Source organism: Ruegeria sp. BH8, from assembly GCF_056538065.1.
The window spans coordinates 334266-359267 of record NZ_JBQFSP010000001.1; the positions used below are offsets into that span (position 1 = coordinate 334266).

Annotated in this window: 20 protein-coding genes; 6 read left to right on the forward strand and 14 right to left on the reverse strand. The window is 56.8% G+C overall.

Features of this window, described 5'->3' with window-relative positions:
* The first annotated feature begins 22 nt into the window (after positions 1–22).
* The 5 genes from ACR0AD_RS01665 to ACR0AD_RS01685 all read left to right on the forward strand — a co-directional run bounded on the left by ACR0AD_RS01665 (position 23) and on the right by ACR0AD_RS01685 (position 6263).
* On the forward strand, positions 23–1123 hold the full coding sequence (locus ACR0AD_RS01665; RefSeq protein WP_480486135.1) for an ABC transporter ATP-binding protein: 1101 nt from the start codon (positions 23–25) through the stop codon (positions 1121–1123).
* Positions 1124–1226: 103 nt separating this feature from the next.
* Positions 1227–2318, forward strand: a complete 1092-nt coding sequence (locus ACR0AD_RS01670) for an extracellular solute-binding protein (RefSeq protein ID WP_480481704.1) — start codon at positions 1227–1229, stop codon at positions 2316–2318.
* Between the two features lie 70 nt (positions 2319–2388).
* Positions 2389–3663: an ABC transporter permease gene (locus tag ACR0AD_RS01675; protein ID WP_209504364.1), complete on the forward strand. Its 1275-nt coding sequence runs from the start codon at positions 2389–2391 to the stop codon at positions 3661–3663.
* Positions 3664–3668: 5 nt separating this feature from the next.
* Entirely contained in the window at positions 3669–4880 is a 1212-nt protein-coding gene (locus ACR0AD_RS01680) for an ABC transporter permease (protein WP_480486133.1), read from the forward strand.
* 162 nt (positions 4881–5042) lie between these two features.
* Positions 5043–6263, forward strand: a complete 1221-nt coding sequence (locus tag ACR0AD_RS01685) for an aminopeptidase P family protein (RefSeq protein ID WP_480486131.1) — start codon at positions 5043–5045, stop codon at positions 6261–6263.
* Between the two features lie 30 nt (positions 6264–6293).
* On the opposite strand, the gene speB is transcribed toward ACR0AD_RS01685, so the two are convergent.
* The 12 genes from speB to ACR0AD_RS01745 form a co-directional block, all read right to left on the reverse strand.
* A complete protein-coding gene (gene speB / locus ACR0AD_RS01690; protein WP_480486129.1) occupies positions 6294–7271 on the reverse strand; it encodes an agmatinase in 978 nt (325 codons plus the stop codon).
* Between the two features lie 289 nt (positions 7272–7560).
* Positions 7561–8850, reverse strand: a complete 1290-nt coding sequence (locus tag ACR0AD_RS01695; RefSeq protein ID WP_480486127.1) for a flavin-dependent oxidoreductase — start codon at positions 8848–8850, stop codon at positions 7561–7563.
* A gap of 69 nt (positions 8851–8919) precedes the next feature.
* On the reverse strand, positions 8920–10449 hold the full coding sequence (locus tag ACR0AD_RS01700) for an acyl-CoA dehydrogenase family protein (RefSeq protein ID WP_480486125.1): 1530 nt from the start codon (positions 10447–10449) through the stop codon (positions 8920–8922).
* Between the two features lie 118 nt (positions 10450–10567).
* A complete protein-coding gene (locus tag ACR0AD_RS01705; RefSeq protein ID WP_480486123.1) occupies positions 10568–11443 on the reverse strand; it encodes an amidohydrolase family protein in 876 nt (291 codons plus the stop codon).
* Positions 11444–11458: 15 nt separating this feature from the next.
* Positions 11459–13276, reverse strand: coding sequence for a feruloyl-CoA synthase (locus ACR0AD_RS01710; RefSeq protein WP_480486121.1), 1818 nt, complete (start codon positions 13274–13276; stop codon positions 11459–11461).
* 2 nt (positions 13277–13278) lie between these two features.
* A complete protein-coding gene (locus tag ACR0AD_RS01715) occupies positions 13279–13761 on the reverse strand; it encodes a MarR family winged helix-turn-helix transcriptional regulator (protein WP_480486120.1) in 483 nt (160 codons plus the stop codon).
* A 4-nt stretch (positions 13762–13765) separates the two neighbouring features.
* Complete coding sequence (locus tag ACR0AD_RS01720) at positions 13766–14533, reverse strand: crotonase/enoyl-CoA hydratase family protein (RefSeq protein ID WP_480486118.1); 768 nt, start codon at positions 14531–14533, stop codon at positions 13766–13768.
* A gap of 10 nt (positions 14534–14543) precedes the next feature.
* Positions 14544–15308 carry an SDR family NAD(P)-dependent oxidoreductase gene (locus ACR0AD_RS01725; RefSeq protein WP_480486116.1) on the reverse strand — a complete coding sequence of 255 codons (765 nt, stop codon included), beginning with the start codon at positions 15306–15308 and terminating at the stop codon, positions 14544–14546.
* A 91-nt stretch (positions 15309–15399) separates the two neighbouring features.
* On the reverse strand, positions 15400–16713 hold the full coding sequence (locus ACR0AD_RS01730; protein WP_209504353.1) for a TRAP transporter large permease: 1314 nt from the start codon (positions 16711–16713) through the stop codon (positions 15400–15402).
* The gene (locus tag ACR0AD_RS01735; RefSeq protein ID WP_480486114.1) at positions 16710–17294 is read right to left on the reverse strand and encodes a TRAP transporter small permease; all 585 of its coding nucleotides are present in this window, start codon (positions 17292–17294) and stop codon (positions 16710–16712) included. Before ACR0AD_RS01735 ends, ACR0AD_RS01730 begins: the two co-directional genes overlap by 4 nt.
* A 58-nt stretch (positions 17295–17352) precedes the next feature.
* The gene (locus ACR0AD_RS01740) at positions 17353–18393 is read right to left on the reverse strand and encodes a TRAP transporter substrate-binding protein (RefSeq protein WP_480476338.1); all 1041 of its coding nucleotides are present in this window, start codon (positions 18391–18393) and stop codon (positions 17353–17355) included.
* 338 nt (positions 18394–18731) lie between these two features.
* Positions 18732–19175, reverse strand: a complete 444-nt coding sequence (locus ACR0AD_RS01745; RefSeq protein ID WP_480486113.1) for a MarR family winged helix-turn-helix transcriptional regulator — start codon at positions 19173–19175, stop codon at positions 18732–18734.
* Positions 19176–19310: 135 nt separating this feature from the next.
* On the opposite strand from ACR0AD_RS01745, the gene ACR0AD_RS01750 reads away from it, so the two are divergent.
* On the forward strand, positions 19311–21236 hold the full coding sequence (locus tag ACR0AD_RS01750; RefSeq protein WP_480486111.1) for an FAD-dependent monooxygenase: 1926 nt from the start codon (positions 19311–19313) through the stop codon (positions 21234–21236).
* Between the two features lie 167 nt (positions 21237–21403).
* Here the strand turns inward: ACR0AD_RS01750 and ACR0AD_RS01755 are convergent, their stop codons facing one another.
* Entirely contained in the window at positions 21404–22417 is a 1014-nt protein-coding gene (locus tag ACR0AD_RS01755) for an Ldh family oxidoreductase (RefSeq protein WP_480638802.1), read from the reverse strand.
* 28 nt (positions 22418–22445) lie between these two features.
* On the reverse strand, positions 22446–24875 hold the full coding sequence (locus ACR0AD_RS01760) for a GcvT family protein (protein ID WP_480486107.1): 2430 nt from the start codon (positions 24873–24875) through the stop codon (positions 22446–22448).
* Between the last annotated feature and the right edge of the window lie 127 nt (positions 24876–25002).

The following is a 25002-nucleotide window of genomic DNA, read 5'->3' on the forward strand; positions in this document are numbered from 1 at the left end:
ATTTGACGTAACAGGGGGTCTTGTGGCCGATACAATGAACGACGCCGCGTTTGTCGAATTCCAACGCGTACAGAAGTCTTATGACGGCGAGAACCTCGTCGTAAAAGACCTAAACCTTGCAATGCCCAAAGGTGAGTTTCTAACAATGCTTGGGCCGTCAGGCTCGGGCAAGACGACTTGCCTTATGATGCTCGCCGGATTTGAAACCGCCACGCATGGTGAAATCCTCCTGGGCGGCAAGCCCATCAACAATATCCCGCCGCACAAGCGCGGTATTGGCATGGTTTTTCAGAACTACGCTTTGTTCCCGCATATGACGGTGGCCGAAAACCTGTCGTTTCCACTGGAAGTCCGTAAACTGGGCAAGTCGGAGAGGGATGAAAAGGTCAAGCGCGCACTGGATATGGTTCAGATGGGCGCCTTTGGTGGCCGACGTCCTGCTCAGCTGTCGGGCGGGCAACAACAGCGGATTGCTCTGGCTCGTGCCTTGGTATTCGAACCCGAACTGGTCTTGATGGACGAGCCATTGGGGGCATTGGACAAGCAGCTGCGTGAACATATGCAGTTCGAAATCACGCGTCTGGCCCATGAGCTTGGGATCACAACAGTCTACGTGACCCACGACCAGACCGAAGCGCTGACCATGTCAGATCGGGTGGCTGTATTTGATGACGGCCGCATTCAACAGCTGGCGCCGCCTGATCAGCTTTACGAAGAGCCGGAAAACAGTTTTGTCGCGCAATTCATTGGTGAAAACAACACGTTGGAAGGTGTTGTTAAATCAATTGACGGCGACACTTGCGTCGTACGTCTGGATGATGGCTCGGAAATCGACGCGGTTCCGATCAACGTCCACAGCGCAGGCGACCGGACAAAAGTTTCGATCCGCCCTGAACGTGTGGAATTCAACAAAGACCGACTGCATGCTGACGCGCATACTTTGAAAGCAAGGGTCGAAGAGTTCATTTACATGGGCGACGTATTCCGGTTCCGCATGTCCGTTGCCGGAAACAACGAATTCATCGCCAAAACTCGAAATGCGCCTGACGCCGTACGCCTGACCCCAGGTCAAGAGATCGAGATCGGCTGGCTGGCACAGGATTGTCGTGCGCTCGACGCATAGACCAAACCGCGCGGGACAAGCGCGGTTAAGCTGAGGGACCGGCCGGTGAAAACCCGTGCATCGGCTGACCACCACATAAAACGGGATGAACTGGGAGTAACACATGAAACCAACCAAGATCATGCTCACTGCGGCTGCGATTGCGACGGCTGCGGGCACTGTTTCAGCCGAGGAGATGACCATCGTTTCCTGGGGCGGTGCCTATTCAAAGTCGCAGTTGAAGGCGTATCACGAGCCCTATTCGGAAAAGACCGGCATCACCATTCTGAACGATGACAGCTCGGCCGAAGCCGTTGCCAAACTGCGCGCAATGAACGAAGCGGGCAACATCACATGGGATGTGGTAGATGTTGTGGCCGCTGACGCGATCCGTCTTTGCGACGAAGGTCTGGCCCTCGAGATCGATTTCGACAGCCAGTTGGCCGCAGCTCCGGATGGCACGCCCGCCTCTGAGGATTTCGGCGACCTGCTGGTCAGCGACTGCTTTATCCCGCAGATCGTCTATTCGACCACATTCGGCTACCGCACTGATCTGGTCGGTGACACCCCGCCGACCGACATCTGTGCAGTGTTCGATCTGGAAACCTATCCGGGCAAACGTTCGCTGGAGAAGCGTCCGATCAACAACATGGAATGGGCGCTGTTGTGTGATGGTGTCGCCAAGGATGATGTCTATGACGTTCTGGCGACTTCGGAAGGTCAGGATCAGGCCTTGGCCAAGCTGGGCACCATCAAAGACAGCGTTGTCTGGTGGTCTGCCGGTGCGGACACGCCACAACTGCTGGCTGACGGCGAAGTCATCATGGGTTCGACCTATAACGGCCGTCTGTTCAGCGTGATTGAAGAGCAGAAACAGCCGGTTGCAATGCTGTGGGACGCGCAGGTGTTCGATCTGGATGGCTGGATCATTCCTGCCGGTCTGAGTGATGAGCGCAAGCAGCGCGCGCTGGACTATATCATGTTCGCAACCGACACTCAGCGTCTGGCGGATCAGGCCAAGTACATCTCGTACGGTCCGGCCCGCGCCTCGTCGGCTCCGCTGGTTGGTCAGCACGCCGATCTGGGGATCGACATGGCCCCGCATATGCCGACCGATCCGGAAAACGCCAAGAACACGTTCTTGTATAACTACGAGTTCTGGGCGGATTACCGTGATGACATCGACGCCAAATTCCAGGCGTGGCTGGCGCAATGAGCGTCTGATTTCATGACACAGTCGGGGGCGGTGCGCCGCCCCTGAACCAAGACAGATCCAAGGGGCTCCAATGACTGACGCAAGCCAAAATGCCGGACCCATGCTGGCAGCGGATGGAACACCGCTCAAGCTATCGCTGGCACGCTCGTTGCGGCGGCAAAAGCTGCGTGCCTTGCTGTTGATCGCTCCTTTGCTTCTGTTCGTTCTGTTTTCCTTTATTGTTCCAATAGCTGCGATGCTATTCCGTTCAGTAGAAAACAACATCGTCTCTGACACTCTGCCTCTTACCGTCGAGGCGCTTCAAAACTGGGATGAACAGTCTGGAGAATTGCCGGGCGAGGGCGTGTATGATGCCTTTGTGCGGGACATGATTGTTGCGATTGACAATAAAGAGCACACACGGCTTGGTTCGCGTTTGAACTACGAAGAAACCGGTATGTCTTCGATGTTCCGCAAGTCAGGTCGTCAGATCAAGAAACTGGATCCTGAAACGGATGGTCCGTTTAAAGAGCAACTAATAGATATTCACGACGGATGGGGCGATACACAAACGTGGCGCGTGATCAAAACCCATTCGCCGAAGATCACCAACGGGTATTTTCTGAACGCGGTAGATATGCGCAGAACCCCCGACGGCGCGCAGGCACAACCCGAAGACAAGCAAATCCTTGTTAAGCTGTTCGGTCGAACGCTGTTTATGTCTCTGGTAATAACGGGTGCCTGTATCCTGCTGGCTTATCCGGTCAGCTATTTGCTGGCGACGTTGCCGATGCGTGTCTCAAATCTGCTGATGATCCTTGTGCTTCTGCCGTTCTGGACGTCACTGTTGGTGCGGACGTCGGCGTGGAAGGTGATGCTGCAACAGCAAGGCGTGATCAACGAAACGCTGGTCTGGCTGGGGTTAGTGGCTGACGATGCGCGACTGGTGATCATCAATAACCAGATCGGTACGATCACCGCAATGACGCATATCCTGCTGCCATTCATGATCCTGCCCATGTATTCGGTGATGCAGACCATTCCGGAATCCTACACGCGTGCCGCGAAATCCATGGGTGCGACCAACTGGACGACGTTCTGGCGCATCTACTTCCCTCAATCCATTCCGGGTATCGGCGCGGGTTCAATCCTCGTGTTCATTTTGGCGATTGGCTACTACATCACGCCTGAAATCGTGGGCGGTACCAAAGGTGTCTTCATCTCGAACCGGATCGCCTATCACATCTCGTCCTCACTGAACTGGGGACTGGCGGCGGCGCTGGGAACGATACTTCTGGCGGTCGTTCTGCTGCTCTACTGGGTCTACGACAAGATCGTGGGCATTGATAACGTGAAGCTGGGATAATCGACATGGCCGCACTTACTCCGATATCCCGTAAACCTATGTCGATGGTTCTGCCCAGCGTTGCATTGGCCGGAGCGTTCGCTGGTATCTTTGTCGGCGCCGGAAACGGCTCGGTCCTGCTAGGGATCGTGGGCGGTGCCATCGTGATTGCCGGACTGGCATGGACTTACATCAACATTCTAAAGAATGAGCAGATGGCCCGCTGGATCAATATCCTCGGCTTTGGCATCGCGGGCTTTTTGATGTCCGGCCCAATGGGGGGAGTACTTGGCCTGCTGGGGGGCTGGTTCTTCGCCTGGTTTACTTATTGGTTGTACGAAGGGCGATACCGGCGCAAGCTGTTGCCGTACCTGACCGCGCAGCAGGTGTTTTACCACTACCTGTTCCGGGTGATCTGCGGTGCAATCTTTGTCTTCCTGATCACACCGATCCTTGTGGTCTTGCCGCTGTCGTTCAACGCACAGGACTTTTTTACCTTCACGCCCGAGATGTTGCGGCTTGACCCTGAAGGGTATTCGCTGAAGCACTACCGCGATTTCTTTACCAACAATGAATGGCAACGCAGCTTCAAGAACTCGCTGATCATTGCCCCGATTGCCACAATCATCTCGGTCTCGCTTGGCACCTTGGCGGCCATTGGCCTCAGCCAGAGCCACGTCCCCGGCCGCCGTGCTATCATGGGAATCCTGATTTCGCCGATGATCGTTCCGCTGATCATCTCGGCCACTGGCATGTTCTTTTTCTACAGCGATATCGGTCGGTTCCTTGAAGGGACCCTGGGCATGAACAAGAACTTTGTGGGCTATCTGAAAGTCATCCTGGCGCACGCCGTACTGGGTATCCCGTTCGTGATCATCACTGTGACCGCCACGCTTGTGAGCTTTGATCGTTCACTGACGCGTGCGGCTGCCAACATGGGGGCAGGGCCGGTGCGGACCTTCTTCAAGATCCAGATGCCGCTGATCCTGCCGGGTGTGATTTCGGGTGGTCTGTTCGCCTTCATCACCTCGTTCGACGAAGTTGTGGTGGTTCTGTTCGTGGGCTCGGCCAGTCAGAAGACTCTGCCGTGGCAGATGTTCACGGGCCTGCGGGAACAGATTAGCCCGACCATTCTGGCGGTTGCGACGATCCTTGTGGTTCTGTCGATTGCGTTACTGACCACGGTTGAGTTGCTGCGTCGTCGGTCCGAACGTTTGCGGGGGCTTTCACCCGCTTGACGGAGCATTCTGTCTGATCTAACGATTCTCGTGTTCATCTCCGCTGCGATGGCGTCGCGGCGTTTAAGGGGATGATCGGCTCTCGGACCCCGAGACCGCCTGTCCTGAACGCCGGGACATGTGGCCGGGATTTGTCGCCCGGCAAAGATGAGAGACCAAGTGATGACCGACACAACAAAACGCCCCGAATTCTTTACCTGTCACAATGGTGACAAAGCGCCTTTGCCGTTCAGCAAGGGTGAGTATGATCGCCGTCTCAGCAGGCTTCGCAGCATTATGGCCGCACGTGATATTCCTGCGGTTCTGCTGACATCAATGCAAAATATCGCCTACTACTCGGGCTTTCTGTATTGTTCCTTTGGCCGTCCGTATGGCTGCGTGGTCACCCAAGAGGCCTGCACCACCGTTTCGGCCAACATCGACGCCGGGCAACCGTGGCGCCGGTCAGTCGAAGACAACGTGATTTATACTGACTGGAAGCGCGACAACTATTGGCGTGCGGTTGCAAGTCTGATCGGCAACGCCAAGCGGATCGGCATTGAAGGCGACCACATGACGCTGGCCGCCCGCGACACCGCCCTGCGGATGCTGGGTACCCCCGAGCTGGTTGACATCGCGCCGGATACAATGACCGCGCGCATGGTCAAATCCGCTGAAGAGATTGAATTGATCAAGGGTGGGGCTCGCACCGCGGATGTTGGCGGGGCGGCGATCCATGCCGCCATCCGTGAAGGCGCAACTGAGATCGAGATTGCCATGGCGGGCCGTGACGCAATGGAAGAGGAAATCGCGCGCGCTTATCCAGACGCCGAATATCGCGACACCTGGGTTTGGTTCCAGTCCGGGCTGAACACCGATGGCGCACATAACCCGGTTACAAAACGCGCTCTGCAAAAAGGCGATATCCTGTCGCTGAACACTTTCCCGATGATCTCAGGCTATTACACCGCGCTGGAACGTACCCTGTTTCTGGGCGAGCCGGACGCTGACAACCTGCGCCTTTGGAAGGCCAATGTGGCGGCCCATGAACTGGGCCTGAGCCTGATCAAACCCGGTGCGACCTGTTCAGGCATCACCGCCGAGATCAACCGTTTCTTTGCCGATGAGGGGCTGCTGCAATACCGCTCGTTCGGGTATGGCCACTCGTTCGGCATTCTCAGCCACTATTACGGGCGCGAGGCCGGTCTGGAACTGCGCGAGGATATCGACACCGTGCTGGAACCTGGCATGGTCGTTTCAATCGAGCCCATGCTGTGGATCCCCGAAGGGCAACCCGGTGCAGGGGGCTACCGCGAGCATGATATTCTGGTGGTTGGCGAAGATGGGGCCGAAAACATTACCGGCTTCCCATATGGGCCCGGCCACAACATCATCGGTGCCTGATACAAAGAAAGGGGAATATACGTTCCCCCTTCATTTTTCGCGACCGGCGCGTTCGTGAAAGATGAAACCCAGGAAATTCAACAATAGCTGCGCAGCCAGAATCTGCGTGCTTTCGCTGGGGTCATAGGCTGGTGCCACTTCGACAAGGTCGATGCCGACGACATTGCCGCGTTTAGCGAGGCCTTGAAGGATTTCCAGTACGTCATAATACAGAAATCCGCCATGGCTGGGTGTCCCGGTCCCCGCCGCGATAGAGGGGCAAAAGGCGTCGATATCTATTGTCACATAGTACCGAGCACCTTCAGGAATGCGTTCAAGAACGCCCCCGGTTCCCAGCTTTCTCACCTGACGCACGGACAGGATGTCTGATCCACGTGCGCGTGCGTCCTCGTATCCTTCCTTGGCGGTTGACGAGACGTTCCGAATGCCCAACTGGGTCATCCCCGAGACATAGTCTTTCTCGATCGCCCGTCGCATGGGGTTGCCGTGGCCATTGGTGACACCGTGACGCTCGTCCACGAAATCCAGATGCGCATCGATTTGAACCACGTGGATCGGGCCATTTTGTGCACAATCATATTCAAACGCGGAAATGCAGGGAATATTGACAGAGTGATCGCCGCCGATCACAAGCGGCAGCGCCCCGGCGAACAGAATTTTGCGAACACCATAGGCGATGTTTTCGTGGCTGACCTCGGTCTTTGTGTGGACGATATCTGCATCCCCCAAATCCACGATGCGCACGGAACTGTCCAGATAGGTAGCATCGTCTTCGTGGTCATAAGCACCGGCATGTCCAAAACTGAACAGGGTCGAAGCCTCGCGCACGGCCCGAGGGCCGAATCTTGCCCCGGCGCGCCATTGGGTGCCGAAATCAAAGGGGGCACCTAGGACACAAACATCCGCATCAATTTTGTCCCAATCCTCGACATACGGAGATTTTCCAAAGGTCGATATTCCAACGAAAGGTAGGTTCAGTCGTCCTGACGCATATCCATGATCCTGCATTATCAATCCTTTCGTTGGTCATGCCGCCTTGCGTGCAATTGAACATGAGAAGGCGGTGCAATGAAATTAATTTTCTTCGATCAAACCATGTCTGGCGTTCAGACAGGTCTGATCCGGTGCATTCTTTCCGTTTAGCTGTTGGTCGTTTCGCCACAAACGAAAATTCAGAGGGGCAAGCTGTGGTCCCGCAAAATCGTTCACGGCAGCGCGTGATTTTGCGAGCGATACACAGGCCCGGCGAAACGCTGTTGTCATGGGCGCAGGTGTTCTATTTCCGACGGCTCATACATTACACCTGCCGCACAAGTTGCGAGCCGGGCGCAATCGTTGGCGGTGCACTGTTCAGGGCGTCACGCGCGAAACCGGCGGCAGCTTTGTATTTGGCCATGAAACTGGCCCTTTCAGCCAAGGGAATGACCGTTTCAATATCGTCGAACACACCGGCACAGCGGTCGTTGACCAAATTCAACAGGCCAAAAGGCCCGGCACCCCGATTGCGAAGGACAAGGTCTGACACCGGACCGCACAGCGTGTCATCATAAGCCACCAGCGCGGTTGAACCCACGCCATGCTTGAGCAAGCTGGCCCCCAAAACGCGGGCGTCCATGATCGCCTGGCTGGCCCCATTCGAACCGGTGGGGTACATCGGATGGGCGGCGTCTCCGATCAAGGCAACCGGCCCGTCAACCCACGTTTCAACCGGATCGCGGTCGATCATCGGGTTTTCGTATGTCACACCCGCACCGCGGATCAGAGCTGGAACATCCAGCCAGTCATAGGTCCATCCGTCAAAATGGTGCGCAAAATCCTTGGCCTCAACCTGCCGGAACCATCCGGTTGCCGCATGCGCGGCCGGGTCATCGTGGGTGACTTCGGCAATCCAGTTTATCAGCGCCAAGCCGGTTTCGGGGTCGGGGTGCGAGATCGGGTAGATCACCATTCGTTTCTTATGCGTACCCAGTCCGACAAAGGAGGAACCCGTGCGCACAGGCTTTGCCAGTGTTGTGCCGCGCCACATGACGGCACCTCCCCAATGGATCGGAGGTTGGCTTGGATGCATTTGGGCGCGGATGGCTGAATGGATACCGTCGGCACCGATCAGAATGGCACCGGTTTCGCGGTTAGCCCCCTCGTCAGTTTGCAGCCGCACTGTAACCGTCCCGTCCGCATTGATCTGGTACCCAGTGGCCCGAGCGCCAAGGCGTACGGCATCCGGGCCTGCGCGTTCGACAAACCGCTTGTAAAGCGCCATGTGAAACGCGCCGCGATGCACCGCGTATTGCGGCCAGTTGTAACCGGCAAAAGTTCCGCGCGGTTCCGAATAAATCTCATGCCCATTCAAACCAACAAGCGCCCATTCCCGCGCTGGGACGCCGAACCCGTCCAAGTCCCGAGCCGTGAAACCCAGATCGTACAACTCACGCACTGCGTTGGGTTGCAGGTTTATCCCAACACCCAGCGGGCGCGGGTGCCGAACGCTTTCAAAGACGGTGCAGTCGATGCCAATCTGATGCAGTGTCAGCGCCAGCGACAACCCGGCAATACCACCGCCCGCGATCAGCACTTTTGGATCTGTCATGTTGCCTGCCTTTCTGTCCGACTGGCGATGGGTATTGGTTGTCGATAATCCGTGCGTGTGGATCAAGCCTCAACCGCAAATGCGTTTGATCCGTTCCGGAGATGGGTGGAGGCTCGCGGCGTTGCGCAGCCGCGCCCGCAAGCAGATCAGAGCGGTATCAATCGTCGTTTGCATGAACCCATGCGCCATCGCCGCGCTGTCACCATGTTTCAGCTTTCTGCGAGCGGATTGCCAAGTGTCCAGTGCGTCCGAAATCGCATTGCATGTCCAATGCTCGGCTTCTTGTGAAACAAATTCGGCAAAGGCGTCGCCCGCAGGCCCTGCGGCCAGACGTGTTGCCAGCATACGCGCGTGTATGCCGTTGGCCCCTTCGTAAATCGAGGTAATTCGGGCGTCACGATAGGTCTGCTCCAGCCGGTATTCGCGCAAATAGCCATAGCCGCCCAGAACCTGCATACCCAATTCGGCGGCCTTGATACCGGCGTCGGAGCAATAGACCTTGGCGACCGGGGTCAGAAAATCGACCAGGTCAGGCGATGTGCCCCGTTCCATGGTGACAAATGCAAGATGTGCAAGACTGCGGCTACTGACCGCCAGCCAATCGATTTGATCCAGCATGCGGCGGATGTCGGCATGTTGATCCAGTGTTGCCGGTTGACCGTCGGGATTGCGTCCCTGTACCCTTTCACTGGCATAAGTACTGGCAATGTCATAAGCCCGCGCGGCGTGCGCGACGCCCTGTAGGGCGACATCAAGCCGGGCGTGGTTCATCATGGTGAACATGGCCATCAGACCTTCACCCTCGGCCCCAATCAATTCGGCTTTGGCACCATCAAATGCCAGCTGGCACGTGGGCGAGGCATGCAGGCCCATCTTTTCCTCGATGCGCGTTACGGTAGCTTGGTTGCGGCTGCCGTCTGTGCAGGAGCTGGGGCATAGAAACAGCGATAAACCTCTGACGCCGTCATCGGACGTGCGCGCAAGCACAAGATGCAGGATGTGATCGCTCATGTCCTGGTCACCGCCAGAGATAAAGATTTTTCCGCCCGTGACCTTCCAGCCATCCTCGGCAGGTTCCGCCCGGCAGCGCACGCGTGAAAGGTCAGATCCGGCCCCGGGTTCGGTCAGGCACATGGTGGCCAGAGTTTCACCCGAGGCCAGAGACGGAATGTACCGGTATTGCTGATCCTCTGTGCCAAAGCGCAACAAGGTACGCACCGCGCCCGGAACCAACCCCGTAACCATCTGAAGGCTGTGGTTTGCGCCCGAAAAAACCTCGGACGTGATGGCCAGCATCAAGGCTCCAAGCCCTTGACCGCCATATTCCTCAGGCACGGTGAGAGAGGGCCAGCCCTGTTCCGAATACGTGGCATAAACTTGGGCAAAGCCAGCCGGCATGGATACGCGACCGTTTTCCAGCGTGCATCCCTGCCTGTCTCCCGGCTCGTCCAGCGGGGCAATTTCACCTTGTGCGAAGGCGGCAAAATGTTCGCCGATCTCACCAGCCAGGTCAGCGTCCCAGTCTGGAAGCTCGGTAGCCCGGGCTACGTGGTTCAACGTGAATAAGATGTCCGTAAGCGGGGCTTCGAATGGCTTCATGATCATATCACCCGACAGCTGGTAAGTTCGGCGGTCACGACACGGCCCGGTTCTGGCGGTTTGGCACTGTCGAATCTCAAAGTGACTGGGTAGGGACGCGATGGGGCAGGGGGCAGCATCACGGGGTCAGTCCCAGCAGGCGCGCGGCATTGCCTTTGATGATGTCCGGGCGCAGTTCGTCCTTGATATTGATCTTCTCGAAATCCGACAGCCAGCGTTCAGGAGTGATCATTGGCCAGTCGGACCCAAACAGAACCTTTTTCCTGAGGATCGAGTTGCAGTATTTCACCAGGATCTCGGGGAAGTACTTTGGTGACCAACCGGACAGGTCGATATAGACGTTGGGCTTGTGCTGCGCCACGGACAGAGCCTCTTCCTGCCAGGGAAATGACGGGTGGGCGAGGATAATCTTCATATCCGGAAAATCGACGGCGACGTCATCCATGAACATCGGGTTCGAGTATTTAAGCCGCATTCCGTTACCGCCGCGCATGCCCGAACCGACACCGGTCTGGCCCGTGTGAAACAGGGCGATGCAGCCTTCCTCGGCGATTGCCTCGTAAAGGTCATAAGCCATACGGTCATTGGGGTAGAACCCCTGCATCGTCGGATGAAACTTGAACCCTTTGATACCAAATTCGCGGATCAGGCGGCGCGCCTCGCGTGCGCCCATCTTGCCCTTGTGCGGATCGATTGACGCAAACGGGATGAGCACATCGTCATTTTCCGCCGCCAAAGCGGCAACTTCTTCGTTCTTGTAGCGCCGATAGCCGGTCTCCCGCTCGGCATCGACCGGGAAGATCACCGCGGCTATGTTTTGCTCACGATAGTGCTGTGCAGTTTCGGGAACCGTAGGCGGGTGGCTCCACGGAGCGCCAAAGTAGTTGGCCATGGTTGCCTGCAGGTCGTCATAGCCATCATCCGAGTGGCACCCGCAGGGTTCTTCAGCGTGGGTGTGAATGTCGATTGCGCGAACCTTGGAGATATCGACCATCTGTTCGTTCCTTTCTCAGATCTTTACGATTGCCGGGTCGGCGTCGTCATAAAGACGCACAAGTAAATTTTGCCGCCGTGTCAGTATTTTGCGGAAATTGAGGTTCCCCTTGGCGGTCATTTCGCCCTCGGGCATCGAGGCGGGCTCGCTAAGGACAATGGCGCGCCCGATCCGTGTGGAACTGCCCGATAACTCGCGTGCGCGCTCTGTCAGGCGGCGGTGGATTTCGCCTTGCAACAGTGCGCAGCGGTAGGCGCCACTGTCGTCGCTCAGGTCAAATCCTTCCCGCTTCAACTCGGCGACATCGGGAAAGACCAGGACGCCGATCTCATTTCGGTCGGCACCTGTAATGACCAGATCTGAAGCAAGAGGCGCAAGACAGGTCAACAAGTCCATCCGCAATTGCGCGGCACGCACCCATGTACCGGTCAGCAACTTGAAATCTTCAGAAATCCGGCCATCGAATTTCATACCTTTGTTTACGTCCTGCGGGTCGATGAACCGCATGGCGTCGCCGGTAATGAAAAACCCTTCTTCATCGAAAACACTGGCCGTCTTTTCGGGTTCGTTGAAATACCCGGGCATCACGTTTGGCCCTTTGATGCGCATTTCGCACCGCATGTCTTCATCCGGTATCAGCTTGAGTGTCACGCCGTTCATCGAAACGCCAACAACCCCGGAACGATCAATGGGCTCGGACTGCATCATTGTGGCGGGCGCTGTCTCGGTCAGTCCCCAGGATGAGGTCATCAGCGGTATCTCACCTTTGACATCCAGCACCATCTGTTCAAATCCAGACCAGATGTCCTGTGGCAGTGAAGCGCCCGCATAAAAGATCAGATCAAGTTCTTCGAAGAACCGCTGACGCAATTCGCCATCCCGCTGCAATGCGCCCAGCAGCATGCCGTAACCTACGGGAACATTGAAGCTGAGCGTGCCGGTGACCATGGACAGGTTTTCCAGCGTCCGCTCAAACAGACCAGCTACCGGTTTGCCGTCGTCGATGTAGAAGCTTCCGCCGTTGGCGAGCATCATGTTGAAATTATGTGATCCGCCAAAGACGTGGTTCCATGGCAGCCAATCGACCACACGGGGCGGACGCGTGCGCAGAAATGGCAACGCGTCGGCCAGCATGGTCTGGTTCACACACATCATGCGTTGGGTCGTGATGACCCCCTTCGGGGCCGAGGTTGAACCGCTGGTCATCAGGATCTTGGCGACGGAATCGGGGCCAACCAGTTCATAGGCGGCCGCAAGATCGACACTGACATCCCCTTTGAGAAGTTCGTCGAACGCTGTGACCTGACTGTTCCTGCCTTGTCGGCTGGCTACGATTTCGACCCCTTGAAGCGCATCCAGTTCCAGCGCCTCTCGGTATTGATCCCCATCGACGACATAGGCCATCTTCGGGCGCACCAGTTCGATGGCATGGCGCAGGCGGCCGTGCGCGCCATGGATCAACGCGTACTGCTCAGCCACGGGGGCTGTTGGTATGCCGATATACTGAGCAGCAAGGCTTAGCAGACCGTGATCGACACCGTTACCGCTCATGATCAGGATCGGTGTGTCAGGCCCCATCCCACGCCCCAATAGCGAGCTTGCGATGGCTCGCACCTTTTCAAGCGTGGTCGCATAGCTTTCCTTGCGCCATCCCGCGCCGCTGCGTTCAGCAATGAACGTGCGGTCAGGCGCGTCCGAGGCCCAGGCGTGCAGCCAGACACCGGTTTTGTCGACGACAGGACCAAGAGTGTGGTTCGATTTTAGCAGGATGGAGCCGTCGGCCCGATCTTCGCGCGAAACAGAATGCACCAGGTATTCCGATGTGCGTTGCATGATCAGCCCCTTTCCCTCGCTTTTTCGATCGTCCTGAGGGCATCGAAAACGGTGGTGATGGTTGCGTCATCCAAACCGGCCAGCAGCTTGCCTTCGTGGGCGGTAACCGCGGCGACGGCCTTTTCATATAATTGCCTTCCCGCCAATGTCGTCCTGAGGGCATAGGCGCGCCGGTCGGTGGGTACCCGGTCGCGGACGATCAGTTCCCTGCGCTCCAGTTCATCAATGATAACGACAAGGTTCGGGCGCTCGATATCCATTGCATCAGCCAGTTGGGACTGCCGCAATCCGGGGTTATCGACGATGAGAACCAGTGCCGTATACGTCAGCATTCGCAGATCAAAGGGGCGCAGAGTTGTTGTCAGATCTTCCTGCACCACATTGAAGGCCCGTTTCATGCGATACCCGACAAACCCCCGCAGCGTAGCATCGCTAATCGTGTTTGGCGCGCCGTCTTCTGGCGTGTGTTCATGTTTCCTTTTCATGTGTTCACCTGAAGTTCGGGGCGCGCTTTTCAAGAAAGGCCCGCAGCCCCTCCTGCGCATCGGGTGTTGTTTGCGACAGGGCCGCAGCCAGAGATTCAGTAAACAGCCCGTCGTTTTGCGACATTTCATTGATCCGTGCGACCGCCTGAATCATCAGATAGTTTGACAGTGGCGCGTTTCGGGAAATCTTACCTGCCAGCGTTTGGGCCAGCGCCAAAGCCTCGCCTTCACCAACGCTATAATGTGCCAGCCCCAGCGATACCCCTTCATCGGCACCAAATTTGCGGCCGGTCAGCATCATCTCGGTCATCCGATCGGCCCCCAGCAGGCGACCGACCCGCGCGGTCGCACCGCCGCCGACAAATATTCCGCGGCGGCCTTCGGGAAGCTGAAAGATCGTCGAAGGTTCAGCGATGCGAACATGTGTTGCCGCTGCAAGCTCCAGCCCGCCGCCGATCACGGCACCAAACATGGCCGAGACAACCGCAAGCCCACCAAACTGGATCTTGTCCATGACGCTGTGCCAGTGACGGGAATGATGCAGGTTTTCCTCGGCTGTACGATGAACATGCTCGGACAGGTCCAACCCGGAACAATAGTGCCCTTCAGTTCCGGTCAGGATCACCACACGCACATTTTTGGGTGGTGCAGAAAAGAAATCATCCAGCGCGCCCAACAGTTCCTCGCACATCGCGTTTCGCTTGTCTGGGCGGTTCATGGTCAGGGTCGCGATGGATCCGTTGACCTCAATGTTCAGGATTTGGCTGTCCATGGGGAACTCCTTACCGGGGCGGCAGACGAACGGCGCCGTCAAGTCGAATAGTGGTGCCATTCAAAAACGGGTTTTCAACGATCTGTTCGGCGAGCATTGCGAACTCGCGCGCTTCGCCAAGGCGGGCAGGGAAAGGAATGTTCGCAGTGATCTTGGCAGTGACCTCTTCCGGCAAGCCTTCCATCATTGGCGTGTGGAACAGGCCGGGTGCGATGGCCATCACCCGAATACCCGACTGTGCGAGTTCCCGCGCGGCAGGCAGGCACATCGAAGCGATTGCCCCTTTGGACGCGGCATAAGCGGCTTGACCCAATTGACCGTCCTGCCACGCAACCGACGCCGTGTTGATGATCACACCGCGTTCACCGTCAGCCAACGGGTCGAGACCGGCCATGTGTCTCGCCGCGTGGCTCATCACGTTGTAGGTGCCAAAAAGGTTCACGCGCAGAGTTTTCTCGAACACGTCGAATGACAGCTTGCCTTCGCGCCCAACGATCCTGGCCGCCATGCCGACGCCTGCACAACTGATGGCGATTCTGGGCGCCGACCCGAAATGGGATACTGCCGTCTCAAACGCGGCACTGACGGAGGCCTCGTCACTGACATCGGCTTGCAGGGCAAGGCCACCAATTTCGTCAGCGACTGCCTTCGCACCGTCAGCATTGAAATCCAAAACGGCAACCTTTGCTCCGCTGGCGGCGAAATGCCTTGCCGTTGCAGCGCCCAGTCCGCTTCCACCGCCGGTGACCAGGGCGATACATCCACTTAGCTGCATGGTGCTCTCTCCAATTTATTATGCTCAATCATTGTTGTATCTCATACCTATTTTCGGATGGGCCTGCTCCGGACCGCTGTTGGTGTCTAAGCTAGGGGATCAGGAACAGGGTAATGGCTGGAAACAGCACTAGGATCATGACCCGAATGATGTCAGAGGTGACAAACCACATCACTGCCTTGTAAGTTTGGGTCATCGGGGTTGAACGATCCATAGCGTTGATAATGAACAGATTCATTCCGACCGGAGGGGTGATCAGCCCGACCTCGACAACGATCAGAACCAGAATACCGAACCAGATGGCCACATGTTCGGGGCTCATGCCGAAATCCAGTGCGCTGATGACCGGAAAGAAGATCGGGATTGTCAGCAGGATCATTGACAGGCTGTCCATCAGACACCCGAAGATCAGATAGAACACCAGGATCAGGCACAACACCATCCACGGGCTGAGCCCAAGTCCAACGACCCAGCCAGACAGTTCCTGCGGTACCTGAGTGAGCGCTAGGAAACTGTTATACAGCCCTGCGCCCAACACGATGAAGAAGATCATCGCCGTGCTTGAGGCCGTGGCAATGATGCTTTCGACGAAGACCTGCCAGTTCAGATTGCCCGAGATCAGAGCGATCAACCCGGTTCCCGCCGCCCCCACGGCTGCGCCTTCGGTTGGGGTGAACCAGCCAAGATAGATGCCACCAACAACAAGGCCAAAAACCAGCAGGACAGGCCAGACATCCAGCAGTGCCCGTACGCGTTCAGGATATGGGATCGCTTCGCGGGTGCCGGCGGCGTCAGGATACATGCGCACATAGATCGAAATCGTGATGATATAGCCGAGCGCTGCCAGAATGCCGGGGACAAAGGCCGCGAGAAACAGCTTGGCGATATTCTGTTCCGTCAGGATCGCATAGATCACAAGGATCACCGAAGGCGGGATCAGAATGCCCAATGTGCCGCCAGCAGCAAGCGTTGCGGTCGAAAACCCGCCGGAATAGCCGTAGCGGCGCAGTTCGGGCAGCGCGACACGGCTCATCGTCGCGGCGGTGGCCAGGGAGGACCCGCATATTGCGCCAAATCCGGCACAAGCGCCAACTGCCGCCATGGCGACGCCTCCTTTGCGGTGGCCCAACCAGCTTTCAGCCGCTTTGAACAAGGCCGAAGACATGCCCGACAATGTCGCGAACTGCCCCATCAGCAGGAACATCGGAATGATCGTCAGCGAATAGCTGGAGAAGGTAGAGTAGGTTTCGGTTTTAAGCTTGGCCATGAACATGCTGGTGCCACCCATGGCAAAATACAGCCCGCCAATCCCGCACAGCAACATGGCAAGGCCAATCGGTGCGCGCAGGAAAATCATTATAAGAAGTACGGGAAAGGACACGTAGCCCAGTTCGAGCATGGTCAATGTGCGGCCTCCCCGCGATAGGGCAGGATATGACGCCCGGTGACAAGCTCGATGACCTGCGCGACGGCGCAATAGACAGCAACAAGTGATGCGACAAGGGCGGCAACAAAGCTTAGCCCATAGGCCCACCAAACAGGAAATTGCAGCAGAAAGGTCGTTTCACCATAGTCCAGCTTGTTTTGCATGCCGACAAACAGGCGCCATGTAATCAAAAGGATGACAAGCGACAGGACGATTTCCCAGAACGTGATGATCACCTTGTTCACCTTAGCCGGAAGGGCGTTTGTGAATACATCGACCGTGGCGTGAGAGCCGTAGAGCTGGCAGATCGGCAGGAACGAGAATATGGCGAATGCAACGCCGGCTTCGACCAGTTCAAAATCGCCATTCACCGGCCCGACGCCCGATGCAATCAGCGCATTTGCCGCTGCTTCCGACAGTGACGTCAGAATGTCCGAGTGACCCAGCGTGTTCAAGCCGCGCCCCAGCACGCTGACACAGGTCAGCAGGACCAGCGCAGTCAGAACCACACCGCCGAGAACGGCCATGAAGCGCGCGATGCGCTCAACCAGTTTCTGCATGATCAACTCCAAAGGGATTGCTCTCCCAGCGGGAAATAGCGCCGGAAGAGCGACCGGATCAGTTGCCGGAGTATTGCGAAATCAGTTCGAGCGCGCGGGCGCGCAAGCCGGTTCCGTCCAGACCTTTTTCATCCATCTCGGCGATCCAGGCGTCAGTGGTCGGCTGTGATGCTGCCTTCCATTCCGCAACCTGTTCCGGGCTCAGGGTGATGATGTTGTTGCCGCGTTCCATCGCCTGCTTGTGTGGCCCGTCATCATCGGCCTGCATCTGCTTGCCTGCGAAGGCCGAGAATTCAGCGCCCGAGTTGGCGTCGATGACGGCCTTCAGATCATCCGGCAATGCATCCCAGCGGTCCTTGTTCATCGCGAAGATGAAGGTGGTGGTATATAGCGTGTCATCGCCAAAGGTCGTGTGGTTTCCGACCAGTTCGTTGACCTTCAGGGCGCCGGTCACTTCCCAGGGAATCACAGTTGCGTCGATCACGCCTTTAGACAGCGCTTCAGGTACCGCGGGAACAGGCATGCCAACCGGGGTCGCCCCAAGCGAGCTGAAAAGGCCGTTCGTTACGCGTGTCGGTGCGCGCAGCTTTACACCGTTCAGATCTTCGATGCTTTCGATCGGCTCCTTTGAATGGATCAGACCGGGCCCGTGCACCCAGAGCCCGAGAACTTTGAATTGCTTGAAGTCATCGTCCATCATAGTTTCTTCGGCCAGATCCCAATAGGCGCGTGAGACGGCTTCTGCATTCGTCATGGTGAACGGCAGTTCGAACACTTCGGTCCGGGGAAAGCGGCCCGGTGTATATCCGGACACCGTCCAGACAATGTCGGCCACACCATCAATGGCCTGGTCGATCAGTTCGGGGGGTTTACCCCCAAGCTGCATGGACGGAAACCTTTGAATTTCGATCCGGCCATCCGAGTCCGCTTCGACCTTGTCGGCCCAGACATCCAGAACGTTCTTGGGTACGTTGGCTTGTGCTGGCAGGAACTGGTGCATCCGCAGTGTCACTTCGGCCGCAATGGCAGTGGTTGACATGGCGCCAAAAGCAATCGCCGCCACTGCAGATTTGAGTATGGTTCTGCGCAAGTTGGTCATGGTCTCCTCCCTAGATGACCTATGAGTATCATCCCCTGTTCATGATTGCTCATATTAGTTATGTTTTATAACGATTTTGATCCACTTTCTTAGTGTTTGGTTTCAGGTCCTTTTCGGAAAACAGAATGCTCACACATGTGAACCTTTTCGTCGAAACGCTACGCAACAGACAGGTTATGCGCGGACGCCAAGTTATCCTCTCAGGATTACATTGCCCTCGGTTGGCTCAAAGGTAAATTGAGATTTCTTAGATTTTAGTTTCTGTTTTCGGTAACTAAAGCGCGAAAACGGTGGATTTGCTTTCCCTGTTTCAATTGGACCAGCGCCCGCGGTGGAATTCAAGACCGTGTGTTATCGTCGGTGACAGCTTCAACTGCCTTGCCTGCGAGCTTCAGGAAAGTTTCGCGTTCATTCGGAGTTAGCCCTTCGAGGATCTCATTTTGCAGGTCAATTACGACTGGCGCAGCTGCCGCTAGGATGTCTTTTCCTTTTTCGGATAAGGTGACCTCTCGCGCGCGTCTGTCACGTTGACTGACCGAGCGTTTGACGTAGTTTTTCTGCTCCAGCCGGTCGATAACCCCGCCGATTGTTGCGCGGTCATAGGCGATTTTCGCTGCGACTGTCGCCTGATCAATGCCGGGTTCGGCGCGAATTGTTTCAAGTGCTGCGTACTGAACGGATGTAAGGTCGATCCCGGCCTCCTGCATCCGGACCGAGAACACGTGGGTTGAAATCTGATTGAGCCTGCGGATGAGGTGACCCGCCATTCCGTAAATACTCATTCAAAACCTCCGAAATCACTTTACGCCGTCACTTTTTCAGAACTACCGCGGCAATTAGTGAGTGTACATATCTTTGTTGACAGGAATTAGTAAGTATAGTTATTAAACTTGCGTGAACCTGCGGAGGAGGGGACAATGCAATATTACGTTGATGGATTTCGTCCGGGTGATCCGGATATCAAACCGGCTGCGTTCGGTCACCACAACCACCCCACAACCCTCCCCGAAAAGGTTGATGTTCTGATCGCGGGTTGTGGACCGGCCGGGCTTTGCCTTGCGGCGCAACTGGCCGGGTTCGCCGAAGTTTCGACAATGATCGTGGATCAAAAGCCGGGTCCGATGGAGAAAGGCCAGGCGGACGGTGTCAACGTCCGTTCGATGGAGATGTTTCAGGCGTTTGGTTTCGCTGAGAGAGTGAAGCGCGAAGCGTATTGGGTCAACCAAACGGCATTCTGGACGCCCAATCCCGCATACCCGGACCACATCCGCCGGGCGGGCACGGTGCAGGACGTGGCCGACGATCAATCCGAGATGCCACATACCTTGATGAATCAGGCCCGGATTCATGAGCTGTTTCTGGACGTGATGAGAAACGCTCCAACGCGGCTGCAACCCCATTACGGGCTTCGTGTCAGCGATTTGACGATTGATACCGGTTCCACGGATCACCCTGTCAGGGCAGAGCTTGAACGCCTGGGCGAAAATGGCGACGTGGTTGAACGGCTTACAGTACGTGCGAACTATGTCGTAGGCTGTGACGGTGCACGCAGCAAAGTGCGCAGGGCTATCGGGGGTAAGCTGCAAGGCGACGCAGCACACCAGGCGTGGGGCGTTATGGACATATTGGCGAATTCCGATTTTCCCGATTTGCGGCGGAAATGCCTTGTTCAATCGGCTTCGGAAGGAAACGTTCTGATCCTTCCGCGCGAGGGCGGATACTTGTTCCGAATGTATGTCGAGCTTGACAAGCTGAACCCGGATGAGCGGGTCGCCAACCGCAATCTGACGGCTGACCATATCATCGCTGCCGCGAACCGGATCATGCGTCCTTTTTCCATCGACGTAAAAGAAGTCGTTTGGTGGTCGGTCTACGAGATTGGGCATAGGTTGACCGACAAGTTCGACGATGTCCCGCAGCATGAAATTGCAACACGCACCCCGCGCGTGTTCACGGCGGGCGACGCCTGCCACACGCATAGTCCCAAGGCAGGTCAGGGGATGAACGTGTCGATGGGCGATACTTTCAACCTGGGCTGGAAACTGGTGCATGTGCTGACGGGAAGGTCAAAGCCTGACCTTCTTCACAGCTACTCGGCCGAGCGTTTGCAAGAGGCCAAAAGACTGGTCGAAACCGACCATAGATGGGCCCGGATCATGAGTGCGCCACCGGGCGAGTCAGAGCTTGACGGCACCGACATGCCCCGATTTCAAAACCAGTTTATTGAAAATCTGGAATTCACTGGCGGGCTTTCGGTTCACTATGGGCCTTCGGACTTGGTCGCCGAACCGGTTCACCAGCATCTGGCGCGTGGGCTGGTTATAGGCAAGCGATTTCATTCCGCACCAGTTGTCCGGCTTGCGGATGCCATGCCTATGCAATTGGGACATGTGGCCGAAGCGGATGCGCGTTGGAGGCTCTATGCCTTCGCTGGACAGGGAGACGCAGGTACGCAAGGCGGATCGATCCATCACCTTTGCGAGGCTTTGCATAGCGATCCGAACTCTCCTCTGCGACGGTTTGCGCGCCCATACGAAGACATCGACGGTTTGATAGACCTTCGGGCCATCTTCCCGCAGGATTTCAAATCGCTGAATTATGAAGATATGCCGTCTCTTTTGAAACCCGAGAAGGGCAGGTACCGCCTGCGCGACTTCGAAAAGGTTTTTTGTGTTGATCACAAGAGGCGCGAAGACATCTACGAAATGCGCGGAATTGACCGGATAAAGGGCTGTATGGTCGTCGTCAGGCCGGACCAATATGTGGCGCATATCCTGCCATTAGAGTGTCACGCTGACCTGTTTGACTTCTTCTCCAGGCTGTTTGTTTCGGGCGGCGGTTGATAAGTGCGACGTCTTAGACCGCAATGGAAAGAGGCTCCGGGGGGAGAATGGATTGTTGCATCGGTGCATGGTTCGGCAAGATTACCGCCTGGGCAAATCTGGATTGGCGCTTGAAGCCGCCCGTGTCGCAGGAAGGCTCTCTAGCCAGTCAGCTAAGCGCGGGTATTTCAGGACGCGTTTAACGCGGCCAGAACCTCGGTGCTCACCACAACACCGTCAGCCTCGGCTGCCGCCCGTTTGGCCAGACGCCCATCACCCGGAACACGGGCGTTCCCATTGCCGACAATTTCTGCGCAAATGCGCGCGATATATTGATTGAAGTCCGCGTTGCCGAACCGCGTCGGATCAATCGCTATCAGTGTCGCACCGCCTTTGATGTTAAGGGCTCCGAACGTCTCGCGTTCTTGATTGTCCACGGAAAGGGTTCCACCAGCCAGGGCGGCACCCAACACCTCAACCATGAAAGCGATTGCGGCGCCCTTGTGCTCGCCAAAAGGTAACAGGCTGCGGGTTTCCAGGATGGCGTTCGGGTCCGTACTGGGTTGGCCGTCAGGATCCAGCCCGGAGGGGCGGGGCAGGTCGTGCCCCTCGGCTGCGGCCATGCGGATATCCATCAAAGCAACCATTGAAGACGCCTGATCCCAGACTATCGGCGCACCGTCCTCGCGCGGGCAGGCAAAAGACATCGGGTTGGTGCCAAAAACCGGGCGCACCCCGCCTTGCGGCACCACCATGGACAATGAGTTGATCACGGCGAAAGCTACCAGACCAGCCTCGGCCAGCGGTTCGGTGTCAAACCGCAACGCGCCCAGATGGTGGCAATTTGCGCAGGTGAACGCGGCAATGCCGTATTCCTGCGCCATTTCGATCAACGTGTCGCGGGCTTCTGCTGCGGCGACCTGATAATATCCGTTATCGGCATCACCGCGCAGAACGCCCGGGGCAGCCTTTTCTATCTTGGGTTTCGCATTGCCGTTTGCATAGCCCGAGGTGAAGCTTTGGACATAGACCGGTAGCATACGCAATCCGTGGCTGCGCGGTCCGTCCCGCTCGGACCGGGTAACAATGTCGGCCAGAATATCGCTGCCCTGTGCGGCTACACCAGCAGAAGCTAGTACGGATTTCGCCAGCGCCCGAACCTCGGCAAGAGAAAGCGTTTTGGTCGATTGTTCGGTCATCATTTCAAATCCAGTCTTTTTACTTCAGGGGTTAGGCACGCGCACGCGCGTTGGTGGGATCAACGGCGCAAGTATCGATCACCTCGGCATCGCGCATTTCGTTATGGACCAACACCTGCATCCTTGTACCCGGCGCGGTCATATCGTTTGGTACAAGTGCCATCGCTATGTCGTGGTTGCAATAATAAGAGAACCCACCCGACGTAACGCGCCCGATCAGTTCACCGTTTGCATAAACACCCTCATCGAACATCACCGAAGTTTCGCCAAAGGGAAGTTTCAACGTGACCAGCCGTTTGTGATTGCCCTCGCTTCTCTGCTTCTCCAGCGCCGCTTTTCCGATGAACTCGCGCCCCTCGGTGACGACAAACCGATCAAGGCTGGCCTCATACGGTGTCATGTCCTTGCAAATCTCGCGGTTGATGGCGCGATAGGATTTTTCAAGGCGCATGGACTCCAAAGCCTCAAGACCGAAGGGTTTTACACCGGCTTTCAAAAGCAGGTCGACAAGATGGCGGTTATACCCGACAGGATGGTGCAGTTCCCAACCCAGCTCGCCTGTGTAAGATACCCGAAGCAGGTGTACGTCTTTGGCATAGCCCACTTCACCCTTTTGCGCATAGAGCCAGGGAAAAGCAGGATTCGACAAATCGTTGTCGGTCAATGGTTGCAAAATCTCGCGCGCCTTGGGACCGGCCAGAGCGATCACACCCAACTGTTCCGAAACGTCTTCAAGGATAACCGATTGATCTTGTGGTAACAGACGTTGCAGCTGATCCCAGTTATAGGCGCGCCAATTCGGGGTCGAGACCAGATAGAAATCATTCTCGGCATAGCGGACAACTGTGTATTCCGCATCCATGCCACCTTTTGGGTTCAACAAGAGCGACAGGCTCATCCGACCCACCTTGGGCATTTTGTTTGCCATCAGACCGTCCAGCCACCGCGCTGCGCCGGGTCCGCGTACAGTAAACTTGGTCATCGGCGACATCTCGATGAACCCGGCCTCTTCGCGGGTGGTACGTACTTCCTCCTGAACGCGTTCCATGTGGTTGGTGCGGCGGAAAGAATGTTCGGGGATCGCCTCTTGCGGCGGTTTGGCGAACCAGCGCGGGAATTCATAGCCGTTGAAGCTGGTCCAGACTGCGCCATGCGCCGTCAGCAGATCGTAAGACCCCACGGTTTTCATTGGGCGCGCGTCCGGGAAATCTTCGCCGGGGATGTGCGCGTTCATATGTGTGCCCCAGGTTTCGCGAACCTTGTCCATGGTCCAGCGTTTGGAGGCGTAGTCAGAGAAACGACGCGGATCCAGCTCCGACATGTCCATGCCCGGATCACCGTCGACGATCCAGCGAGCCAGCCGTTCGCCCACGGTGCCGCCCCACAGAATGCCACCGGGCATCCCTTCGGCCAGCCACAGGTTTTTGTACCCCGGCGCTGGCCCGGCAAGTGGCAATTCGTCTGGCGTCATTTGGAAGGGGCCGCGCGTGTTGGCCTTGATGCCCACCTCGCCAAGAACTGGCACCCGTTCGATTGCCCGTTCCCATTGGGTTTCCACGGCATCGAAATCCTCGGGCAAGAGGTCTGCGCCAAAGTCAGGTGGCACTCGGTCTTCGGCAAACAGCTTCAGGTCCTTAGTGAATTCATAGGGCCCGAACTGAATGCCGCCCACATCTTCGCGCAGGTATGCGCCGTAATCCTCATCCCGCAAGATCGGGAACTCGGGCAGCCCCTGCGCGCGACGTTCCTTGAGCAGTGGAACGGTTTCCGTGGTCCAGTATTGGTGAACGATGGGAATGCAGGGCAGGTCCAGCCCAACGCGCCGGGCATTTTCGCGGGCATAGTTTCCGGTGGCAAAAACCAGGTGCTCGCACGTGATCTCTCCCTGATTGGTGGTCACTTTCCAATGTCCGCTTTCCAGCTTTTCATACGCCCGTGCTTCGGTGTTTTGAAAGACCTTGGCACCTGCGTCCCGCGCCAGCTTTGCCATTGCCATGGTGATGTCGGCCGGGTTCACATAGCCGTCCTCGGTATGCAGAATACCGCCACGAATATGCTCGGACTGGTTCAGAAGGGGATGAACATCGGCAATTTCCGCCGGCGTCAAAAGTTTGCAGGGCACACCGGCGGCCTCGGCAATCGAGATATATGACTGGAATTCATCCCAACGTTCCTGGGTGTTGGCAACGCGCAGCTGACCCACTTTGCGCAAGCCTACCGATGCACCCATCTTCTGTTCGACTTCGGAATAGATGCGGATGGTTTCCATCGTCATCTTCGACACGTTATGGGACCGCACGAAGGTGACCAGCAGACCTGCGGCATGCCAGGTCGAGCCTGAGGTCAGCGTGGTCCGTTCCAGCATCACCGCATCGCTACAGCCGTGCTGTGTCAGCCCATACAGAATGGACGCGCCCACACATCCGCCGCCAACGACAACAACTTTGGCATGTGACTTCATTTGCCGATTTCCTTCTTGCGACTGATCATGGTGTCAGACGCTCTGCCTGCCCGAAATCAGTAAGATGAGAACGTTCCGAAGTTTTTACGGAAACATGGCGCCAGACAATCGCAAAAAATCTCTCCTG